This window comes from Vibrio sp. E14 (assembly GCF_020515785.1).
Classification (GTDB): Bacteria; Pseudomonadota; Gammaproteobacteria; order Enterobacterales; family Vibrionaceae; genus Vibrio; species Vibrio diabolicus.
Window position 1 is genome coordinate 791,141 of sequence record NZ_JAHPJI010000002.1, and the last position, 15,407, is coordinate 806,547.

General features: G+C 45.1%; 12 protein-coding genes. 4 read left to right on the forward strand and 8 right to left on the reverse strand.

Annotated features, from left to right (window positions below; all coding sequences use genetic code 11):
• The first annotated feature begins 17 nt into the window (after nucleotides 1-17).
• Complete coding sequence (gene panB, locus LIX84_RS08830; RefSeq protein ID WP_005396718.1) at nucleotides 18-812, forward strand: 3-methyl-2-oxobutanoate hydroxymethyltransferase; 795 nt, start codon at nucleotides 18-20, stop codon at nucleotides 810-812.
• An 11-nt stretch (nucleotides 813-823) separates the two neighbouring features.
• Entirely contained in the window at nucleotides 824-1,729 is a 906-nt protein-coding gene (gene panC, locus LIX84_RS08835) for a pantoate--beta-alanine ligase (protein WP_170890966.1), read from the forward strand.
• A gap of 55 nt (nucleotides 1,730-1,784) precedes the next feature.
• Here the strand turns inward: panC and LIX84_RS08840 are convergent, their stop codons facing one another.
• The 4 genes from LIX84_RS08840 to LIX84_RS08855 all read right to left on the reverse strand — a co-directional run bounded on the left by LIX84_RS08840 (nucleotide 1,785) and on the right by LIX84_RS08855 (nucleotide 6,452).
• On the reverse strand, nucleotides 1,785-2,714 hold the full coding sequence (locus LIX84_RS08840) for a Kdo(2)-lipid IV(A) acyltransferase (protein WP_012841423.1): 930 nt from the start codon (nucleotides 2,712-2,714) through the stop codon (nucleotides 1,785-1,787).
• Nucleotides 2,715-2,841: 127 nt separating this feature from the next.
• Nucleotides 2,842-3,612 (reverse strand): ABC transporter permease, encoded by a 771-nt coding sequence (locus LIX84_RS08845; RefSeq protein ID WP_005396714.1) that lies wholly within the window; start codon nucleotides 3,610-3,612, stop codon nucleotides 2,842-2,844.
• Nucleotides 3,613-4,530 carry an ABC transporter ATP-binding protein gene (locus LIX84_RS08850; protein WP_226421113.1) on the reverse strand — a complete coding sequence of 306 codons (918 nt, stop codon included), beginning with the start codon at nucleotides 4,528-4,530 and terminating at the stop codon, nucleotides 3,613-3,615.
• A gap of 251 nt (nucleotides 4,531-4,781) precedes the next feature.
• Entirely contained in the window at nucleotides 4,782-6,452 is a 1,671-nt protein-coding gene (locus LIX84_RS08855; protein WP_114323662.1) for a SulP family inorganic anion transporter, read from the reverse strand.
• 277 nt (nucleotides 6,453-6,729) lie between these two features.
• Between LIX84_RS08855 and can the strand changes: the two genes are divergently transcribed.
• Nucleotides 6,730-7,398: a carbonate dehydratase gene (gene can / locus LIX84_RS08860; RefSeq protein WP_005379996.1), complete on the forward strand. Its 669-nt coding sequence runs from the start codon at nucleotides 6,730-6,732 to the stop codon at nucleotides 7,396-7,398.
• Between the two features lie 77 nt (nucleotides 7,399-7,475).
• Here can and hpt read toward each other — a convergent pair whose 3' ends face one another.
• Nucleotides 7,476-8,006, reverse strand: coding sequence for a hypoxanthine phosphoribosyltransferase (gene hpt / locus LIX84_RS08865; RefSeq protein WP_005379995.1), 531 nt, complete (start codon nucleotides 8,004-8,006; stop codon nucleotides 7,476-7,478).
• A 318-nt stretch (nucleotides 8,007-8,324) separates the two neighbouring features.
• On the opposite strand from hpt, the gene opaR reads away from it, so the two are divergent.
• Complete coding sequence (opaR, locus tag LIX84_RS08870) at nucleotides 8,325-8,939, forward strand: transcriptional regulator OpaR (protein WP_031780576.1); 615 nt, start codon at nucleotides 8,325-8,327, stop codon at nucleotides 8,937-8,939.
• Nucleotides 8,940-9,085: 146 nt separating this feature from the next.
• Here opaR and lpdA read toward each other — a convergent pair whose 3' ends face one another.
• The 3 genes from lpdA to aceE all read right to left on the reverse strand — a co-directional run bounded on the left by lpdA (nucleotide 9,086) and on the right by aceE (nucleotide 15,359).
• On the reverse strand, nucleotides 9,086-10,513 hold the full coding sequence (lpdA, locus tag LIX84_RS08875; protein WP_005379993.1) for a dihydrolipoyl dehydrogenase: 1,428 nt from the start codon (nucleotides 10,511-10,513) through the stop codon (nucleotides 9,086-9,088).
• Nucleotides 10,514-10,780: 267 nt separating this feature from the next.
• Nucleotides 10,781-12,676, reverse strand: a complete 1,896-nt coding sequence (gene aceF / locus LIX84_RS08880; RefSeq protein ID WP_226421114.1) for a pyruvate dehydrogenase complex dihydrolipoyllysine-residue acetyltransferase — start codon at nucleotides 12,674-12,676, stop codon at nucleotides 10,781-10,783.
• Between the two features lie 19 nt (nucleotides 12,677-12,695).
• Entirely contained in the window at nucleotides 12,696-15,359 is a 2,664-nt protein-coding gene (aceE, locus tag LIX84_RS08885) for a pyruvate dehydrogenase (acetyl-transferring), homodimeric type (RefSeq protein ID WP_005386612.1), read from the reverse strand.
• Between the last annotated feature and the right edge of the window lie 48 nt (nucleotides 15,360-15,407).

Below are 15,407 nucleotides of genomic sequence, written 5' to 3' on the forward strand. Positions count from 1 at the left end.
CTAGTAAGGATAAAAACATGAAAAAAATGACCATCAACGACCTAATCAAGTGGAAGCAAGAAGGTCGTAAATTTGCTACTTCAACCGCTTATGATGCGAGCTTTGCCCAACTGTTTGAAAGCCAAGAAATGCCAGTACTTCTTGTTGGTGATTCTCTAGGTATGGTTTTGCAAGGTCACAACGATACTCTGCCAGTAACGGTCGATGATATCGCTTACCATACTCGTTGCGTACGCGCAGGTAGCCCAAATTGTTTGTTGATGGCTGACATGCCATTCATGAGCTACACCACGCCAGAGCAAGCTTGCGAAAATGCGGCTACACTGATGCGTGCGGGGGCCAATATGGTGAAAATTGAAGGTGGTGACTGGCTAGTAGACACTGTAAAAATGCTCACTGAACGCTCGGTTCCAGTTTGTGCTCACCTTGGTTTAACTCCTCAAGCCGTGAATATTTTTGGTGGTTACAAAGTCCAAGGTCGCGATCAAGAAAAAGCGGACCGCATGGTGAAAGATGCGTTAGCACTGCAAGAAGCAGGCGCTCAAATCGTCTTACTAGAGTGCGTGCCTGCTGAGCTTGCTGAGCGTATTACGCAAGTGCTCGACGTGCCTGTTATCGGTATTGGAGCTGGTAACGTGACAGATGGTCAAATTCTCGTGATGCATGATATGTTCGGTATCTCTGCCAACTACATGCCGAAATTCTCCAAAAACTTTCTTGCTGAAACAGGTGATATGCGCAAAGCCGTTGCTAAATACATTGAAGATGTAGCCAACGGTGTATTCCCAGACGACGCTCATACCATTGCCTAGAGGATAAATGCATGCATACTTTTGCGGAAATCTCAGCAGTTCGTGAACACCTTAAAACCTTTAAACGTGAAGGTCGTAAAATTGCGTTTGTCCCAACCATGGGCAACCTTCACGAAGGTCACTTAACTTTAGTGCGTAAAGCACGCGAATACGCTGATATCGTTGTCGTAAGCATCTTTGTTAATCCGATGCAGTTTGATCGTGCAGACGATTTAAATAATTACCCGCGTACGCTAGAGGAAGACTTAAGCAAGTTAACCTCTGAAGGGGTCGATGTGGTATTTACGCCGACACCAGAAGTTATCTATCCTGAAGGGCTTGATAAACAAACGTTTGTTGATGTTCCGGGTCTATCGACTATTTTAGAAGGGGCTTCACGCCCTGGTCATTTCCGTGGCGTCACAACCATCGTAAACAAGCTATTTAACATCGTTCAGCCAGATGTGGCCTGTTTTGGTGAGAAAGATTTTCAACAACTTGCGGTTATCCGCAAGATGGTTGTCGATCTTGCGATGGACATTGAAATCATCGGTGTACCAACCGTACGTGAAATGGACGGTTTAGCAATGAGCTCACGTAATGGTCTGCTTACACTTGACGAACGTCAACGTGCGCCAGTACTTGCTCGTACAATGCGTTGGATCAGCAGTGCCATTCGTGGCGGCCGTGATGACTACGCATCGATCATCGAAGATGCGAGCGACCAACTGCGAGCTGCAGGTTTGCACCCTGATGAGATCTTCATTCGTGATGCTCGTACATTACAAGTGATCACACCAGAAACGACACAAGCCGTCATTCTGATGTCTGCGTTCTTAGGCAAAGCTCGTCTTATCGATAACCAAACGGTAGATATGGTTGTCGAAGCGAAGGAAGAAGCAGAGTCTAGTAATACAAACTCAGAGAGCGCAGAGTAAGCTCTGAGCCATCAAGACGTAAAAAGGTCGACTCTTAGTCGACCTTTTTTATTTTCTACGTATAGACGCAATCTAACCCTTCAGGGCGTGTTTTAAACCGCTTGTGCAGCCACATCCACGCTGGAATATCACGTTTTATCATTTTCTCAAGCTCTTGGTTCAAGATACTTGCCGCTTTAATCGCATTACGCCTCTCGAAACGCTCACTGATATCTTTTCCAATATATAACGTGTAATGGTGATTCTTGCTCACTGTGACGCCAGATATGACCGCACACTTTGTTGCGTCTATAAGCACACTAGAGCCCACGGTACTCGCGGCTTGTTCAACAGCAAAGAACGGCGCAAAAACAGAATGGCTGACGCCATAATCATGGTCGGGCAAATACCACAGTCGATGACCATTTTTCAGAACTTTGAGCATTGATTTAACGTCTTTTCGATCAATCATTTGATGCCCAAAACGAGTTCGACCTCGATGTTGAATAAACTCATAAGCAGGGTTCGAATTTGGGCGATAAACGCCATAACCTTTGGCAAACTGGCTAAAAATACGAGCGGTTATCTCCAAGTTTAAATGGTGACTGCACACCACCAACACACCACGGCCATTCTTTTCCTCAGCGAGTAAACGATCTTTTCCAACAATAGAGGTTATCCGACGTATCCGCCAATCTGGCCAAAACCAGGCGATCCCCGTTTCGATGATCGCCATTCCCGTATATTGAAAGTTTTTTCGTACTACGTCCTTACATTGCCAGTCCGTAAAATCAGGGAAACACAGCTGGAGATTACGCAGAGCGATCTTGTGTCGGCGCTTCATTACATGCATCGCAACACAACCGATGCTTCTACCTAAGATTCGCAATACTATGTATGGCAGTACATTAACAAGAATCGCTAAAGATCCAAATGCCAGCCATACAGACCAATATTTGGGCTTAAGTAACTGATAGGAGAAAGGCGGCGGCGGGACAATATTCATAGGATCACTCATTTATTACAAATGATTGAAACCTATCATGATAAAAACTGAAAGATTGTATGGTTATGTATTGTTATGCATGCCAAAGAGCAGCATGATTCGCTGCTCTTTGTTGTGTGGGAGAGTCTTAGCTTCTTAGCCCAATACCTTTCGTTACTAAGTAATGAGCAACGGCATACAGCGCTATCACAAACACCGCAAGCACACTGAATGAGGTGACAATACCCACATCCGATACGCCTAAAAAACCATAACGGAACGCATTCACCATGTAGACGATTGGGTTAATCTTAGAGACACCTTGCCAAAATTCAGGCAGTAAGCTGATGGAATAAAAAACACCACCCAAGTAGGTTAACGGGGTCAACACAAATGTAGGAATGATCGAAATATCATCAAACGTTTTTGCATAGACCGCATTGATCAGCCCGCCTAGAGCAAATACAACGGATGTCATGAAGACGGTCGCAACAATAATGCCCCAGTGTTCAACTTGAAGATCCACAAACAATAGAGACACACAGGTAACAATAGCGCCTACTAACAAACCTCGAGTCACACCGCCCATTACGTATCCTGCAATGATCACGTAATTTGGCACTGGTGCCACCAGCAGCTCTTCAATGTTCTTCTGTAGTTTTGCACTAAAGAACGAAGAAGCCACATTCGAGTATGAATTGGTGATCACCGACATCATGATCAAACCTGGAACTATGTACTCCATGTAGCTAAAGCCGCTCATCTCACCGATTCGAGAGCCAATAAGATTACCGAAAATGATGAAATACAGTGTCATTGTGATTGCAGGCGGAACTAAAGTTTGCACCCAAATACGCGTAAAACGGGTGATCTCTTTGCTCAGCAAGCTACGAAATGCCGTCCAATATAAACCGTACATTTACTTACTCCCTTCTCTTACAATGCTGACAAACAACTCTTCCAGTCGGTTGGCTTTGTTACGCATTGAAAGAACTTTAATACCATGCTCTGTTAACTGACTGAACACTGAATTCAATCCTTGGCTTTTATCTAGCTCTATCTCTAAAGAGCCATCAACAATACTTTGTCGATTGACGCCTTCAAGCTCAGGCACCTCGCCTTCAGATTCAATGTCTAGGATAAATGTCTCGACGCTTAACTTACCTAGCAACGCCTTCATGGTGGTGTTTTCAATCAACTCACCCCGGTTGATAATGCCGATATTTCGACACAGCATCTCCGCTTCTTCTAGGTAGTGCGTCGTCAAAATAATCGTAATCCCTTGCTCTTGGTTAATCTCTTTCAGAAATTCCCACATTGAGCGGCGTAGTTCAATGTCCACCCCAGCCGTTGGTTCATCCAAAATGAGCAACTGCGGCTCGTGCATCAAAGCTCGGGCGATCATCAAACGGCGCTTCATTCCGCCAGATAAATTACGGGCACGCTCTTTACGTTTTTCCCATAAATCGAGTTTTTTCAGGTACTTTTCAGATCGTTCTTTGGCTAATACTTTAGACACACCGTAATAGCCCGCTTGCTGCATCACGATTTGTTCAACAGTTTCAAACTGATTGAAGTTGAACTCTTGTGGCACCAAGCCTAAATTCTGTTTGGCCAACTCAAGGTCGGTATCAATGTCATAACCGAAAACTTTCGTCGTCCCAGAAGTTTTGTTCACTAAGGAAGAGATGATGCCGATCGTGGTCGATTTTCCTGCACCATTGGGACCCAGAAGCGCGTAGAAGTCACCCTTTTTCACTTGGAGACTAATACCTTTTAACGCCTCAAAGCCACCTGCATACGTCTTGCGCAGCTGTTCAATTTCTAATGCGTACATAAGGTCGTGATTGCCGTTTGTTTGTGATTACTAATACCGACTCGATGTTTATCAGCGGTTTACTACGAAATCGCCTTGGGTATTGTACTGGAGGTCCATCAGTTTATCGTTGAATAACGATGATTACAATTAAACCTTTCGATAATATTGGAAATATAGTCCCTATCAACGTAAAGGTTATCTGCAAGTAAGGAAAAGTTAGGGAATAAAAAACGCAACAGAGCGCTGTTGCGTTTTAACGATCAGAGTGATTACGCCGTTATACGCTGATACTGGTCCGCCTCGACATGTGCTACCGCCGCATTTAATGCTTCATAACGGAATTGGTACATATTGTCATTCGGGACAAGATCAATAACGTGGAACTTTTCTAGCTGTTCTCGCGTGCGCTCATTTGGACACAACAAATACACGGCACAATTAGCATCGAGCGCATCTTTAATCGCGTTTTCTAACGCTAAACCGACAGTAACATCAATCATAGGTACATCGGTAAGATCGAGAATCATCACATCATAATCCGAAATACTGGAATGCTGGCGTGAAATTGCCTTAGAAACACTGAAGATCATTGGGCCCGAAAGATAAAAGAACAGTACTTTGCCATTGGCGCGATCAAGCAAGCCACGCTCGCTGTCAGTTAGCGGCACATCGTCTTCATCCGCGTCGCTGATCGCTTTCACTTGTCTCGCCTGCTCTCGGCTCAGACGCTCAATGATAATAATGTTGGAAATAAAGACGCCCAAGCCCACGGCAACGATAAGATCAACGAACACTGTGAGCAACATAACGCCATACATTACCGCCATTCCGGAAAAGCTAACCTTGTGTGCTCGTTGAATAAAACTCCAATCCAAAATGTTAAAGCCGACATATACTGCAATGCCAGCCAACACAGCCATTGGGATCGGCTCCGTTAATCCACCCGCAACCAATACGACCAATGCAAGCATAAGTGCACGAATCACACCGGACAATGGCGAACGAGCCCCAACTTGAATGTTAGTCACCGTGCCCATCGTTGCGCCCGCGCCAGGTAGTGCACCGAACAGGCCAGAGATCATGTTGGCAAGACCTTGGCCTCGCAGCTCTTTGTCTGAGTCGTGCTCTTTACGAGTCAAGGAGTCACCGATAACCGCCGTTAACAAAGTGTCGATACAACCTAAGGTGCCGAGCACCAGCGCATCAATAACCATCTCAACAAACATATCTGGATCAATATGAGGCGCAACGAGAGAAGGCAATCCTGCCGGGATTTCACCGATACGACGAATGTCTTCCGTATCGAAGAACATCACAGACAACAAAGTCACCGCAACCAACGCCACGAGTTGCGCTGGTACGTATTTTCGATATTGCTTAGGGAAGAAAAAGAGAATCCCCAAAGTCAGCAGACCTAAAAACAGTTCACTGAACTTAAGGTTAGAAATGGTCTCCGGCAAAGCAGATAATGTTCCGAGCACTCCTCCAGAAGGAGCAGCATGCCCCATCAAAGGTGATAGCTGCAAAATGATAAGAATCACGCCAATCCCTGACATAAAGCCCGAAATCACGCTATAAGGCATCAAGGTAACGTATTTACCCAGTTTTAACGTCCCTAATAGGATTTGGAACGCGCCAGCCATCATAACAACCGTGAAGGTCATGGCCATGCCCGTTTCTGGATACTTCGCCATCATACTGGTTAACACAGCGGTCATGATTACCGTCATTGGCCCTGTTGGTTCTGATATTAACGTATTAGAACCACCAAACAACGAAGCAAACAAACCGACCATTATTGCGCCCCAGAGGCCTGCTTCTGCCCCTGCACCGGATGCAACACCGAACGCTAACGCCAAAGGAAGAGAGATAATCGCCGTGGTTACCCCACCAAATACATCCCCTTTGAAATTAATATCTTCAAAACGACTACCGAACACTGCTGATTTCCCTGCATTCAATTTTAAAAAGTAAAATGTCATTACTTTAACGAGCCAGGCGAAAATTTAAACCATAAATAGATTAAGGCTAAATTCACACCACAAATAATTAGGCCTAATTTTACGTTTTTATTGATGAAAACTAGTCAGATGAGTCCTGTCTGACGAATATTTAACGAGATCGAAATTGTAACATTGTGTATAGTTACAACACTGATCGCTTGCATGTTCATATAAGCGGCAGCGCTTTTGTCTTTTAAGGGAAGTAGTTTGCAAGATGCCGGAAATTAAACAGTTATTTGAAAACAATTCAAAATGGTCTCAAGAGATCAAATCTGATCGACCTGAATATTTCGCAAAACTCGCAGAGGGTCAAAAGCCCGATTTTCTTTGGATTGGCTGTTCTGATAGCCGTGTCCCTGCCGAGCGACTAACCGGACTATACTCGGGTGAACTATTCGTTCATCGGAATGTTGCAAACCAAGTCATCCATACTGATCTCAACTGTCTGTCCGTCGTTCAATACGCCGTAGACGTTCTTAAGGTTAAGCACATCATTGTCTGTGGACACTATGGCTGTGGTGGCGTAAACGCTGCCATTGATAACCCTAAGCTAGGTCTTATTAATAATTGGCTGTTACATATAAGAGATATCTATTTCAAACACCGCACTTACCTAGATCAAATGCCGCAGCAAGATCGAGCGGATAAACTAGGCGAGCTTAATGTTGCAGAGCAAGTGTACAACTTGGGTAACTCAACCATCCTGCAAAACGCTTGGGAGCGTGGGCAAGATGTTGAAATTCATGGCGTGGTATACGGCATTGAAGATGGTCGTTTAGAGTACTTAGGCATTCGTTCTAACTCTAAGGAAACCGTAGAAGCGTCTTATCAGAAAGCCCTTTCGACGATTCTAAATACAGACAATAAGCTGCTTTGTCGCTAAGCTACATCTAAAAGTTGAACAAAAAAACGCCCATCTAAGATGGGCGTTTTTTGTATTTTTAATGCTGCTCTCAATGATTATTCTTGAGGTACAACTTTACCGATGTATGGTAAGTGGCGGTATTTCTGCGCGTAATCAATACCCACACCAACGACAAACTCATCTGGGATTTCGAAACCAATCCAATCCACAGGAACATTCACTTCACGACGAGATGGTTTATCTAGGAGCGTACAAATCGCGATAGACTTCGGCTCACGCAGCGATAAGATCTCACGGATTTTATTTAGTGTGTTACCTGTATCAATGATGTCTTCAACAAGCAAAATGTCTTTGCCTTTGATGTCATCATCCAAATCTTTCAAGATACGAACGTCACGTGAACTTTCCATTGTGTTGCCGTAGCTTGACGCTGTCATAAAATCAACTTGGTGAGTCAGTTCGATAGCACGTGCCAAGTCTGCCATAAATACAAATGAGCCACGCAATAAGCCTACCAACACAAGATCTTCACTACCTTGATAACGCTCTGTAATTTGTTTGCCTAATTCACGAACTCGTTCCTGAACTTCTTGCTCAGAAATCATGACTTCTATTGTATGTTTCATACTGTGCTCAATCTAATTTGTGGGTTGAGGTAAGTCGCACGCAAACGATCACCTAATCTTACGGCGTGTAGTGTATCACCACGTTCATTGGGTTGAAAGTCACATCCTGTTGCCAAAAAATCTTGGAAGAAGGTCTTAGTTTTATAAAGTTCATAGCTAAATTTATCAATAATAATGACATTACTGTATATAAATTGTTCTACAGATGTTGACCTTGTTGATATGCACCATTACACTCATCACTGCTTTAAGCAACTATTAAAATAATCAATTAGGGGGTTACCCCCAATATCAACTCAAATGGCAAGGAAAATGGATATGGACTCAATTGCAAAGAGACCTAGAACTAGGCTTTCCCCGATTAAGCGTAAGCAACAGTTAATGGAAATCGCATTGGAAGTGTTTGCGCGCCGCGGCATCGGTCGTGGTGGTCATGCAGATATCGCAGAAATTGCTCAAGTTTCTGTGGCGACCGTTTTTAACTACTTCCCGACTCGTGAAGACTTAGTGGATGAAGTACTCAACCACGTCGTACGTCAGTTCTCGAACTTCCTATCGGATAACATTGACTTAGACCTACACGCGCGTGAAAACATCGCCAATATTACTAATGCGATGATCGAGCTTGTCAGCCAAGATTGTCACTGGCTAAAAGTTTGGTTCGAGTGGAGTGCTTCAACACGTGACGAAGTATGGCCATTGTTTGTTTCAACTAACCGTACTAACCAGTTGCTGGTACAAAACATGTTCATTAAAGCGATTGAACGTGGCGAAGTGTGTGATCAGCACGATTCAGAACACTTGGCAAACTTGTTCCACGGTATTTGTTACTCACTGTTTGTCCAAGCGAACCGTGCAAAAAGTGAAGCGGAACTTAAGCACCTTGTTAGTTCATACTTAGACATGCTTTGCATTTACAACCGTGAACACTAAAGCTTAACTCGCAATATATGTCAGCCCACCCGTTTGGTGGGCTTTTTATTGTCTGCTGTCAGCCGAGCACACGTTTATATTCCTACCTAGCAAACATAAAAAAACCGCTGCAATGCAGCGGTTTCTATCATTCAGTCAGAAAAAGCTTACTTCTTCTTAACTGCTTTTTTGTTTGGCAGGTCAGTGATTGAACCTTCAAATACTTCAGCAGCTAGACCTACAGACTCGTGTAGAGTTGGGTGAGCGTGGATAGTCAGAGCGATATCTTCTGCATCACAGCCCATCTCAATTGCAAGGCCGATTTCACCAAGTAGTTCACCACCGTTAGTACCAACGATAGCACCACCGATTACGCGGTGAGTTTCTTTGTCGAAGATTAGCTTAGTCATACCGTCTGCACAGTCAGATGCGATTGCACGACCTGATGCTGCCCATGGGAATGTTGCAACTTCGTACTTGATGCCTTCTTCTTTCGCTTCTTTTTCAGTCTTACCAACCCAAGCCACTTCTGGCTCAGTGTAAGCAATTGAAGGGATAACTTTAGGGTCGAAGTAGTGCTTCTTACCAGAGATAACTTCAGCAGCTACGTGACCTTCATGCACACCTTTGTGAGCAAGCATTGGTTGACCAACGATATCACCGATCGCGAAGATGTGAGGAACGTTAGTACGCATTTGCTTATCAACGTTAATGAAGCCACGCTCGTCAATTTCTAGACCCGCTTTTTCACCGTCGATTAGCTTACCATTTGGTACACGACCGATAGCAACTAGAACCGCATCGTAACGCTCAGCTTCAGCTGGCGCTTTCTTGCCTTCCATTGAAACGTAGATACCGTCTTCTTTTGCTTCAACTGCTGTAACTTTCGTTTCTAGCATTAGCTTGAACTTGTCTTTGATACGCTTAGTAAATACTTTCACGATATCTTTGTCTGCTGCAGGAATTACCTGGTCAAACATTTCAACAACTTCAACTTTAGAACCTAGAGAGTGGTAAACCGTACCCATTTCTAGACCGATGATACCACCACCCATGATAAGCAGTTTTTCTGGCACTTCTTTTAGTTCAAGAGCGTCAGTAGAGTCCCAAATACGTGGGTCTTCATGTGGGATAAATGGCAGTTTGATTGGACGAGAACCAGCCGCAACGATTGCGTTGTCAAAGTTAACAACTGTTGGCTCACCTTCGCCTTCTACAAGGATAGAGTTAGGGCCAGTGAACTTACCGTAACCGTTAACTACTGTTACGTTACGCATCTTAGCCATGCCGCTTAGGCCGCCAGTTAGTTGGTTAACAACTTTTTCTTTCCAGATGCGGATTTTGCTGATGTCTGTTTGAGGCTCACCGAACACAACGCCGTGGTCAGCCATCGCTTTCGCTTCTTCAATTACTTTAGAAACGTGAAGCAGTGCTTTAGATGGGATACAACCCACGTTCAGACATACACCGCCAAGCGTGCTGTAACGTTCAACTAGTACAGTTTCAAGACCTAAATCCGCACAACGGAATGCAGCGGAGTAACCAGCAGGACCAGAACCAAGTACAACAACTTGGGCTTTAATTTCTTTGCTCATTTTGACCTCTTGTAGTCATTATCCCTAACAGGCTGAGTGGGTATCGATTTTTTATGTTTAAGAGAGATTTGTTTTAAACAGTTATTTTCAGACCGCTAACAGTTTACAGAGATGTTAATGGTGTGAAAAGTAAATCAATTTAGCCTGTGAGCTAGACAACAATTCGATTGTGAAAACCCTGAACGAAGCAAGGCTGATAACCAAATTGTCGGTAATTATGATTAGCAGAGGCGGCTAAGTTGCCGCCTCTCATTCATCTAACTTCTATTACAGAACTAGACGACGAATGTCAGATAGACATGAGTTTAGGTAAGTGATGAAGCGCGCACCTTCAGCACCATCGATCACACGGTGGTCGTATGATAGAGACAGTGGAAGTTGTAGACGCGGTTCGAACTCTTTACCGTTCCATACCGGTTTCATTTCTGACTTAGACACACCTAGGATACCAACTTCTGGTGCGTTTACGATTGGAGTAAACGCCGTACCGCCGATACCGCCTAGGCTAGAGATAGTGAAACAGCCACCTTGCATGTCAGCCGCAGTTAGCTTACCAGCACGTGCTTTCTTAGAAACCGCCATTAGCTCTTCAGATAGCTCGTAGATGCCTTTCTTGTTCACATCTTTAAATACAGGAACAACTAGACCGTTTGGTGTATCTACCGCGATACCAACATTCACGTATTTCTTCAGAATTAGACTCTCACCGTCTTCTGATAGAGAAGAGTTGAACGCTGGGAACGCTTCAAGCGCTTTAGCTACCGCTTTCATGATGAACACAAGTGGTGTGATCTTCATGCCAGTGTCTTTCTTCGCTTCAATCGCGTTTTGCTCTTTACGGAATGCTTCAAGAGCCGTGATGTCTGCGTTATCCCACTGTGTAACGTGCGGGATCATTACCCAGTTACGGTGTAGGTTTGCGCCAGAGATCTTCTTAATGCGAGATAGCGGTTGAACTTCTGTCTCACCAAACTTGCTGAAGTCCACTTTTGGCCATGGTAGTAGACCAAGAGCCGCGCCGTCGCCTTTGCCAGATGCTGCTGCACCTGCGCCAGACTCAAGACGCTTAAGTGCATCTTTCACGTAAGCTTGAACGTCTTCTTTTAGGATACGGCTCTTACGACCAGAACCTTTAACCTTAGAAAGATTAACGCCAAATTCACGCGCTAGACGACGAACAACTGGAGACGCGTGAGCGTACTCATCGTTTTCTTTGAAATCGCCAGTCGCTGCTGGAGCTGCTGCCGCTGAAGCTTCTGCTTTAGGAGCTGGCGCTGCAGGTGCTGCCGCTGGAGCTGCTGCTGGAGCAGGTGCTGCGCCCGCCACTTCGAATACCATGATTAGTGAGCCAGTAGACACTTTGTCGCCAGCTGCAATCTTGATTTCTTTAACTGTACCAGCGAATGGTGCAGGAACTTCCATAGAAGCTTTGTCACCTTCAACAGTGATTAGAGATTGCTCTTCTTCCACTGTGTCGCCAACTGCAACCATGATCTCAGTAACTTCAACTTCATCGCCGCCGATATCTGGAACGTTCACTTCTTTTGCCGCAGACGCTGCTGGAGCTGCTGCCGCTGGTGCTTCTACTGCTGCTGGTGCTGCTGGTGCTGCTGGGGCACCTGAACCTGCTGTTTCGAACACCATGATAAGTGAGCCAGTCGATACTTTATCGCCTGCTGCAACTTTGATCTCTTTTAGAGTACCTGCGAATGGCGCTGGAACTTCCATAGAAGCTTTGTCGCCTTCAACAGTTAGAAGAGATTGCTCTTCTTCGATGCTGTCGCCAACGGCAACCATGATTTCAGTAACTTCTACTTCATCACCACCGATGTCTGGTACGTGAACTTCTTTTAGTTCTGCCGCTGCTGCTGGAGCTGGAGCTGCTGCTGGAGCTGCTTCTGCCGCAGGAGCAGGTGCAGCGTCAGCTGCACCCTCGGCTTCGAAAATCATGATTAGAGAACCAGTAGAAACCTTGTCGCCTTCTGCAACTTTGATTTCTTTAACGATACCCGCTTGAGAAGCAGGAACTTCCATAGAAGCTTTATCGCCTTCAACTGTGATCAGAGACTGCTCTTCTTCAACCTTGTCGCCAACGCTTACAAGAATCTCAGTAACTTCAACCTCATCCGCACCGATGTCTGGTACATTAATTTCGATTGCCATTTCTTATCTACCTTCTTAATTAAGCGTATAGCGGGTTTGTTTTCTCTGTGTCGATGTCGAATTTCTTAATTGCTTCTGCAACTACAGATTTCTCAACTTCGCCACGTTTCGCTAGTTCAGTTAGCGCTGCTACTACTACGTAACCTGCGTTCACTTCGAAGTGACGACGTAGGTTTTCACGGCTGTCTGAACGACCGAAGCCATCAGTACCAAGAACTTTGAAAGACTCAGCAGGAATGTATGCACGAACCTGCTCTGCGTAGTTCTTCATGTAGTCAGTTGCTGCGATAGCAGGTTCAGTACCCATTACTGTTTGGATGTAAGGTACTTTCGCTTCCGCTTCTGGGTGAAGCATGTTGAAACGCTCTGCATCTTGGCCATCGCGAGTTAGTTCGTTGAATGACGTTACAGAGTAAACATCAGAAGCAACACCGTAATCTTCGCTTAGGATTTGAGCTGCTTTACGTACTTCATTCATGATAGTACCAGAGCTCATTAGCTGAACTTTCGCTTTGTCGCCAGTGTAAGTTTCTAGCTTGTAGATACCTTTACGGATGCCTTCTTCAGCGCCTTCTGGCATTGCTGGCATTGCGTAGTTTTCGTTCATTAGCGTTAGGTAGTAGAACACGTTTTCTTGTTCTGGACCGTACATGCGACGGATACCGTCTTGCATGATTACTGCTACTTCGTACGCGAATGTTGGGTCGTAAGAAATACAGTTAGGAACCGTACCCGCCAAAATGTGCGAGTGACCGTCTTCGTGCTGTAGACCTTCACCGTTCAACGTTGTACGACCCGCAGTTGCACCTAGTAGGAAACCACGTGCTTGTTGGTCACCAGCCATCCACGCCATGTCGCCAACACGTTGGAAGCCGAACATTGAGTAGTAGATGTAGAACGGAATCATTGGTAGGTCGTTTGTCGAGTATGAAGTCGCAGCAGCAACCCATGAAGACATAGCACCTAGCTCGTTGATACCTTCTTGTAGAACCTGACCTGAAGTCGCTTCTTTGTAGTAAGAAACAACGCCACGGTCTTCTGGTGTGTAAGTTTGGCCGTGCGGGTTGTAGATACCGATTTGACGGAACAGACCTTCCATACCGAATGTACGTGCTTCGTCAGCAATGATAGGAACGATGTTCTTACCAATGTTCTTGTTCTTAAGTAGAACGTTTAGCGCACGTACGAATGCCATAGTAGAAGAGATATCACGCTTCTGTTCTTCTAGTAGTGGCTTGAATTCTTCTAGCTCAGGAACGATGAATTCTTGAGTGAATTTTGGTAGACGCTGTGGCGTGTAGCCGTGTAGCGCTTTACGACGAGCGTGTAGGTATTCGTACTCTTTTGAACCTTCTTCAAGTTTCAGGTACGGAAGTTCTTTCACTGCTTCGTCAGTTAGGATGTCTTGAAGACCTAGACGATCACGTAGGTGTAGTACGTGAGTCATGTCCATCTTCTTAACTTGGTGCGCGATGTTCTTACCTTCAGCCGCTTCACCCATGCCGTAACCTTTAACAGTCTTAGCTAGGATTACTGTTGGACGACCTTTAGTTTCTGCCGCGTTTTTGTATGCCGCGTATAGCTTAGAAGACTCGTGACCACCACGCTTAAGTGCGAAGATTTCGTCATCAGTCATGTCAGCAACAAGTGCAGCTGTCTCTGGGTACTTACCAAAGAAGTGCTCACGTACGTACGCGCCGTCTTTTGATTTGAATGTTTGGTAGTCGCCGTCGATCGTTTCATTCATAAGCTGTAGAAGCTTACCAGTCGTATCTTTAGCTAGTAGTGAATCCCAGTTGTTACCCCAGATTACCTTCACTACGTTCCAACCAGCACCTTTGAACAGACCTTCAAGTTCTTGAATGATCTTACCGTTACCCATTACAGGGCCATCTAGACGCTGTAGGTTACAGTTGATTAGGAAGCATAGGTTGTCTAGTTTCTCACGCGCAGCAAAAGAGATAGCACCACGTGATTCTGGCTCATCCATCTCACCGTCACCTAGGAACGCGTAAACGCGCTGCTCTGAAGTATCTTTAAGACCACGGCCTTCTAGGTACTTAAGGAAACGAGCTTGGTAGATAGAAGCGATTGGACCTAGGCCCATCGATACTGTCGGGAACTGCCAGAATTCAGGCATCAGTTTAGGGTGCGGGTATGAAGGAATACCTTTGCCGTCTACTTCTTGACGGAAGTTGTCTAGTTGCTCTTCAGTTAGACGACCTTCAACGAATGCACGTGAGTAGATACCTGGTGAAATGTGACCTTGGTAGTAAACTAGGTCGCCACCATCCTTCTCGTTTGGTGCACGGAAGAAGTGGTTGAAACATGTCTCGTAGAACGCAGCAGAAGACTGGAAAGACGCCATGTGGCCGCCTAGCTCTAGGTCTTTCTTAGATGCACGTAGAACGATCATGATAGCGTTCCAACGAATAATTGAGCGAATACGACGCTCAAGTGTTGTGTCACCTGGGTATGCTGGTTCTTGGTCTGCAGGAATCGTGTTGATGTAGTTAGTTGTGATACCTGTTGGCATATCAACACCGTCTAGACGTGCTTTATCTAGAACTTGCTCTAATAGGAACTGAGCACGCTCTAGACCTTCTTCACGTACAACTGACTCAAGCGCTTGTAGCCATTCTTGAGTTTCCAGTGCATCTACGTCATGCTTCATATCAGACATGGCGATCTATCCTTCTGTTGGTTGGATCTACTTATTTAAGTAACGCTC

Excerpts from the sequence above, each read along its gene's own strand:
- panC (WP_170890966.1), top strand. The coding sequence starts at position 824 with ATGCATACTTTTGCGGAAATCTCAGCAGTTCGTGAACACCTTAAAACC.
- panB (WP_005396718.1), top strand. The coding sequence starts at position 18 with ATGAAAAAAATGACCATCAACGACCTAATCAAGTGGAAGCAAGAAGGT.
- hpt (WP_005379995.1), bottom strand. The coding sequence starts at position 8,006 with ATGAAACATACAATAGAAGTCATGATTTCTGAGCAAGAAGTTCAGGAA.
- aceE (WP_005386612.1), bottom strand. The coding sequence starts at position 15,359 with ATGTCTGATATGAAGCATGACGTAGATGCACTGGAAACTCAAGAATGG.
- aceF (WP_226421114.1), bottom strand. The coding sequence starts at position 12,676 with ATGGCAATCGAAATTAATGTACCAGACATCGGTGCGGATGAGGTTGAA.
- LIX84_RS08840 (WP_012841423.1), bottom strand. The coding sequence starts at position 2,714 with ATGAATATTGTCCCGCCGCCGCCTTTCTCCTATCAGTTACTTAAGCCC.
- LIX84_RS08845 (WP_005396714.1), bottom strand. The coding sequence starts at position 3,612 with ATGTACGGTTTATATTGGACGGCATTTCGTAGCTTGCTGAGCAAAGAG.
- LIX84_RS08850 (WP_226421113.1), bottom strand. The coding sequence starts at position 4,530 with ATGTACGCATTAGAAATTGAACAGCTGCGCAAGACGTATGCAGGTGGC.
- lpdA (WP_005379993.1), bottom strand. The coding sequence starts at position 10,513 with ATGAGCAAAGAAATTAAAGCCCAAGTTGTTGTACTTGGTTCTGGTCCT.
- opaR (WP_031780576.1), top strand. The coding sequence starts at position 8,325 with ATGGACTCAATTGCAAAGAGACCTAGAACTAGGCTTTCCCCGATTAAG.
- can (WP_005379996.1), top strand. The coding sequence starts at position 6,730 with ATGCCGGAAATTAAACAGTTATTTGAAAACAATTCAAAATGGTCTCAA.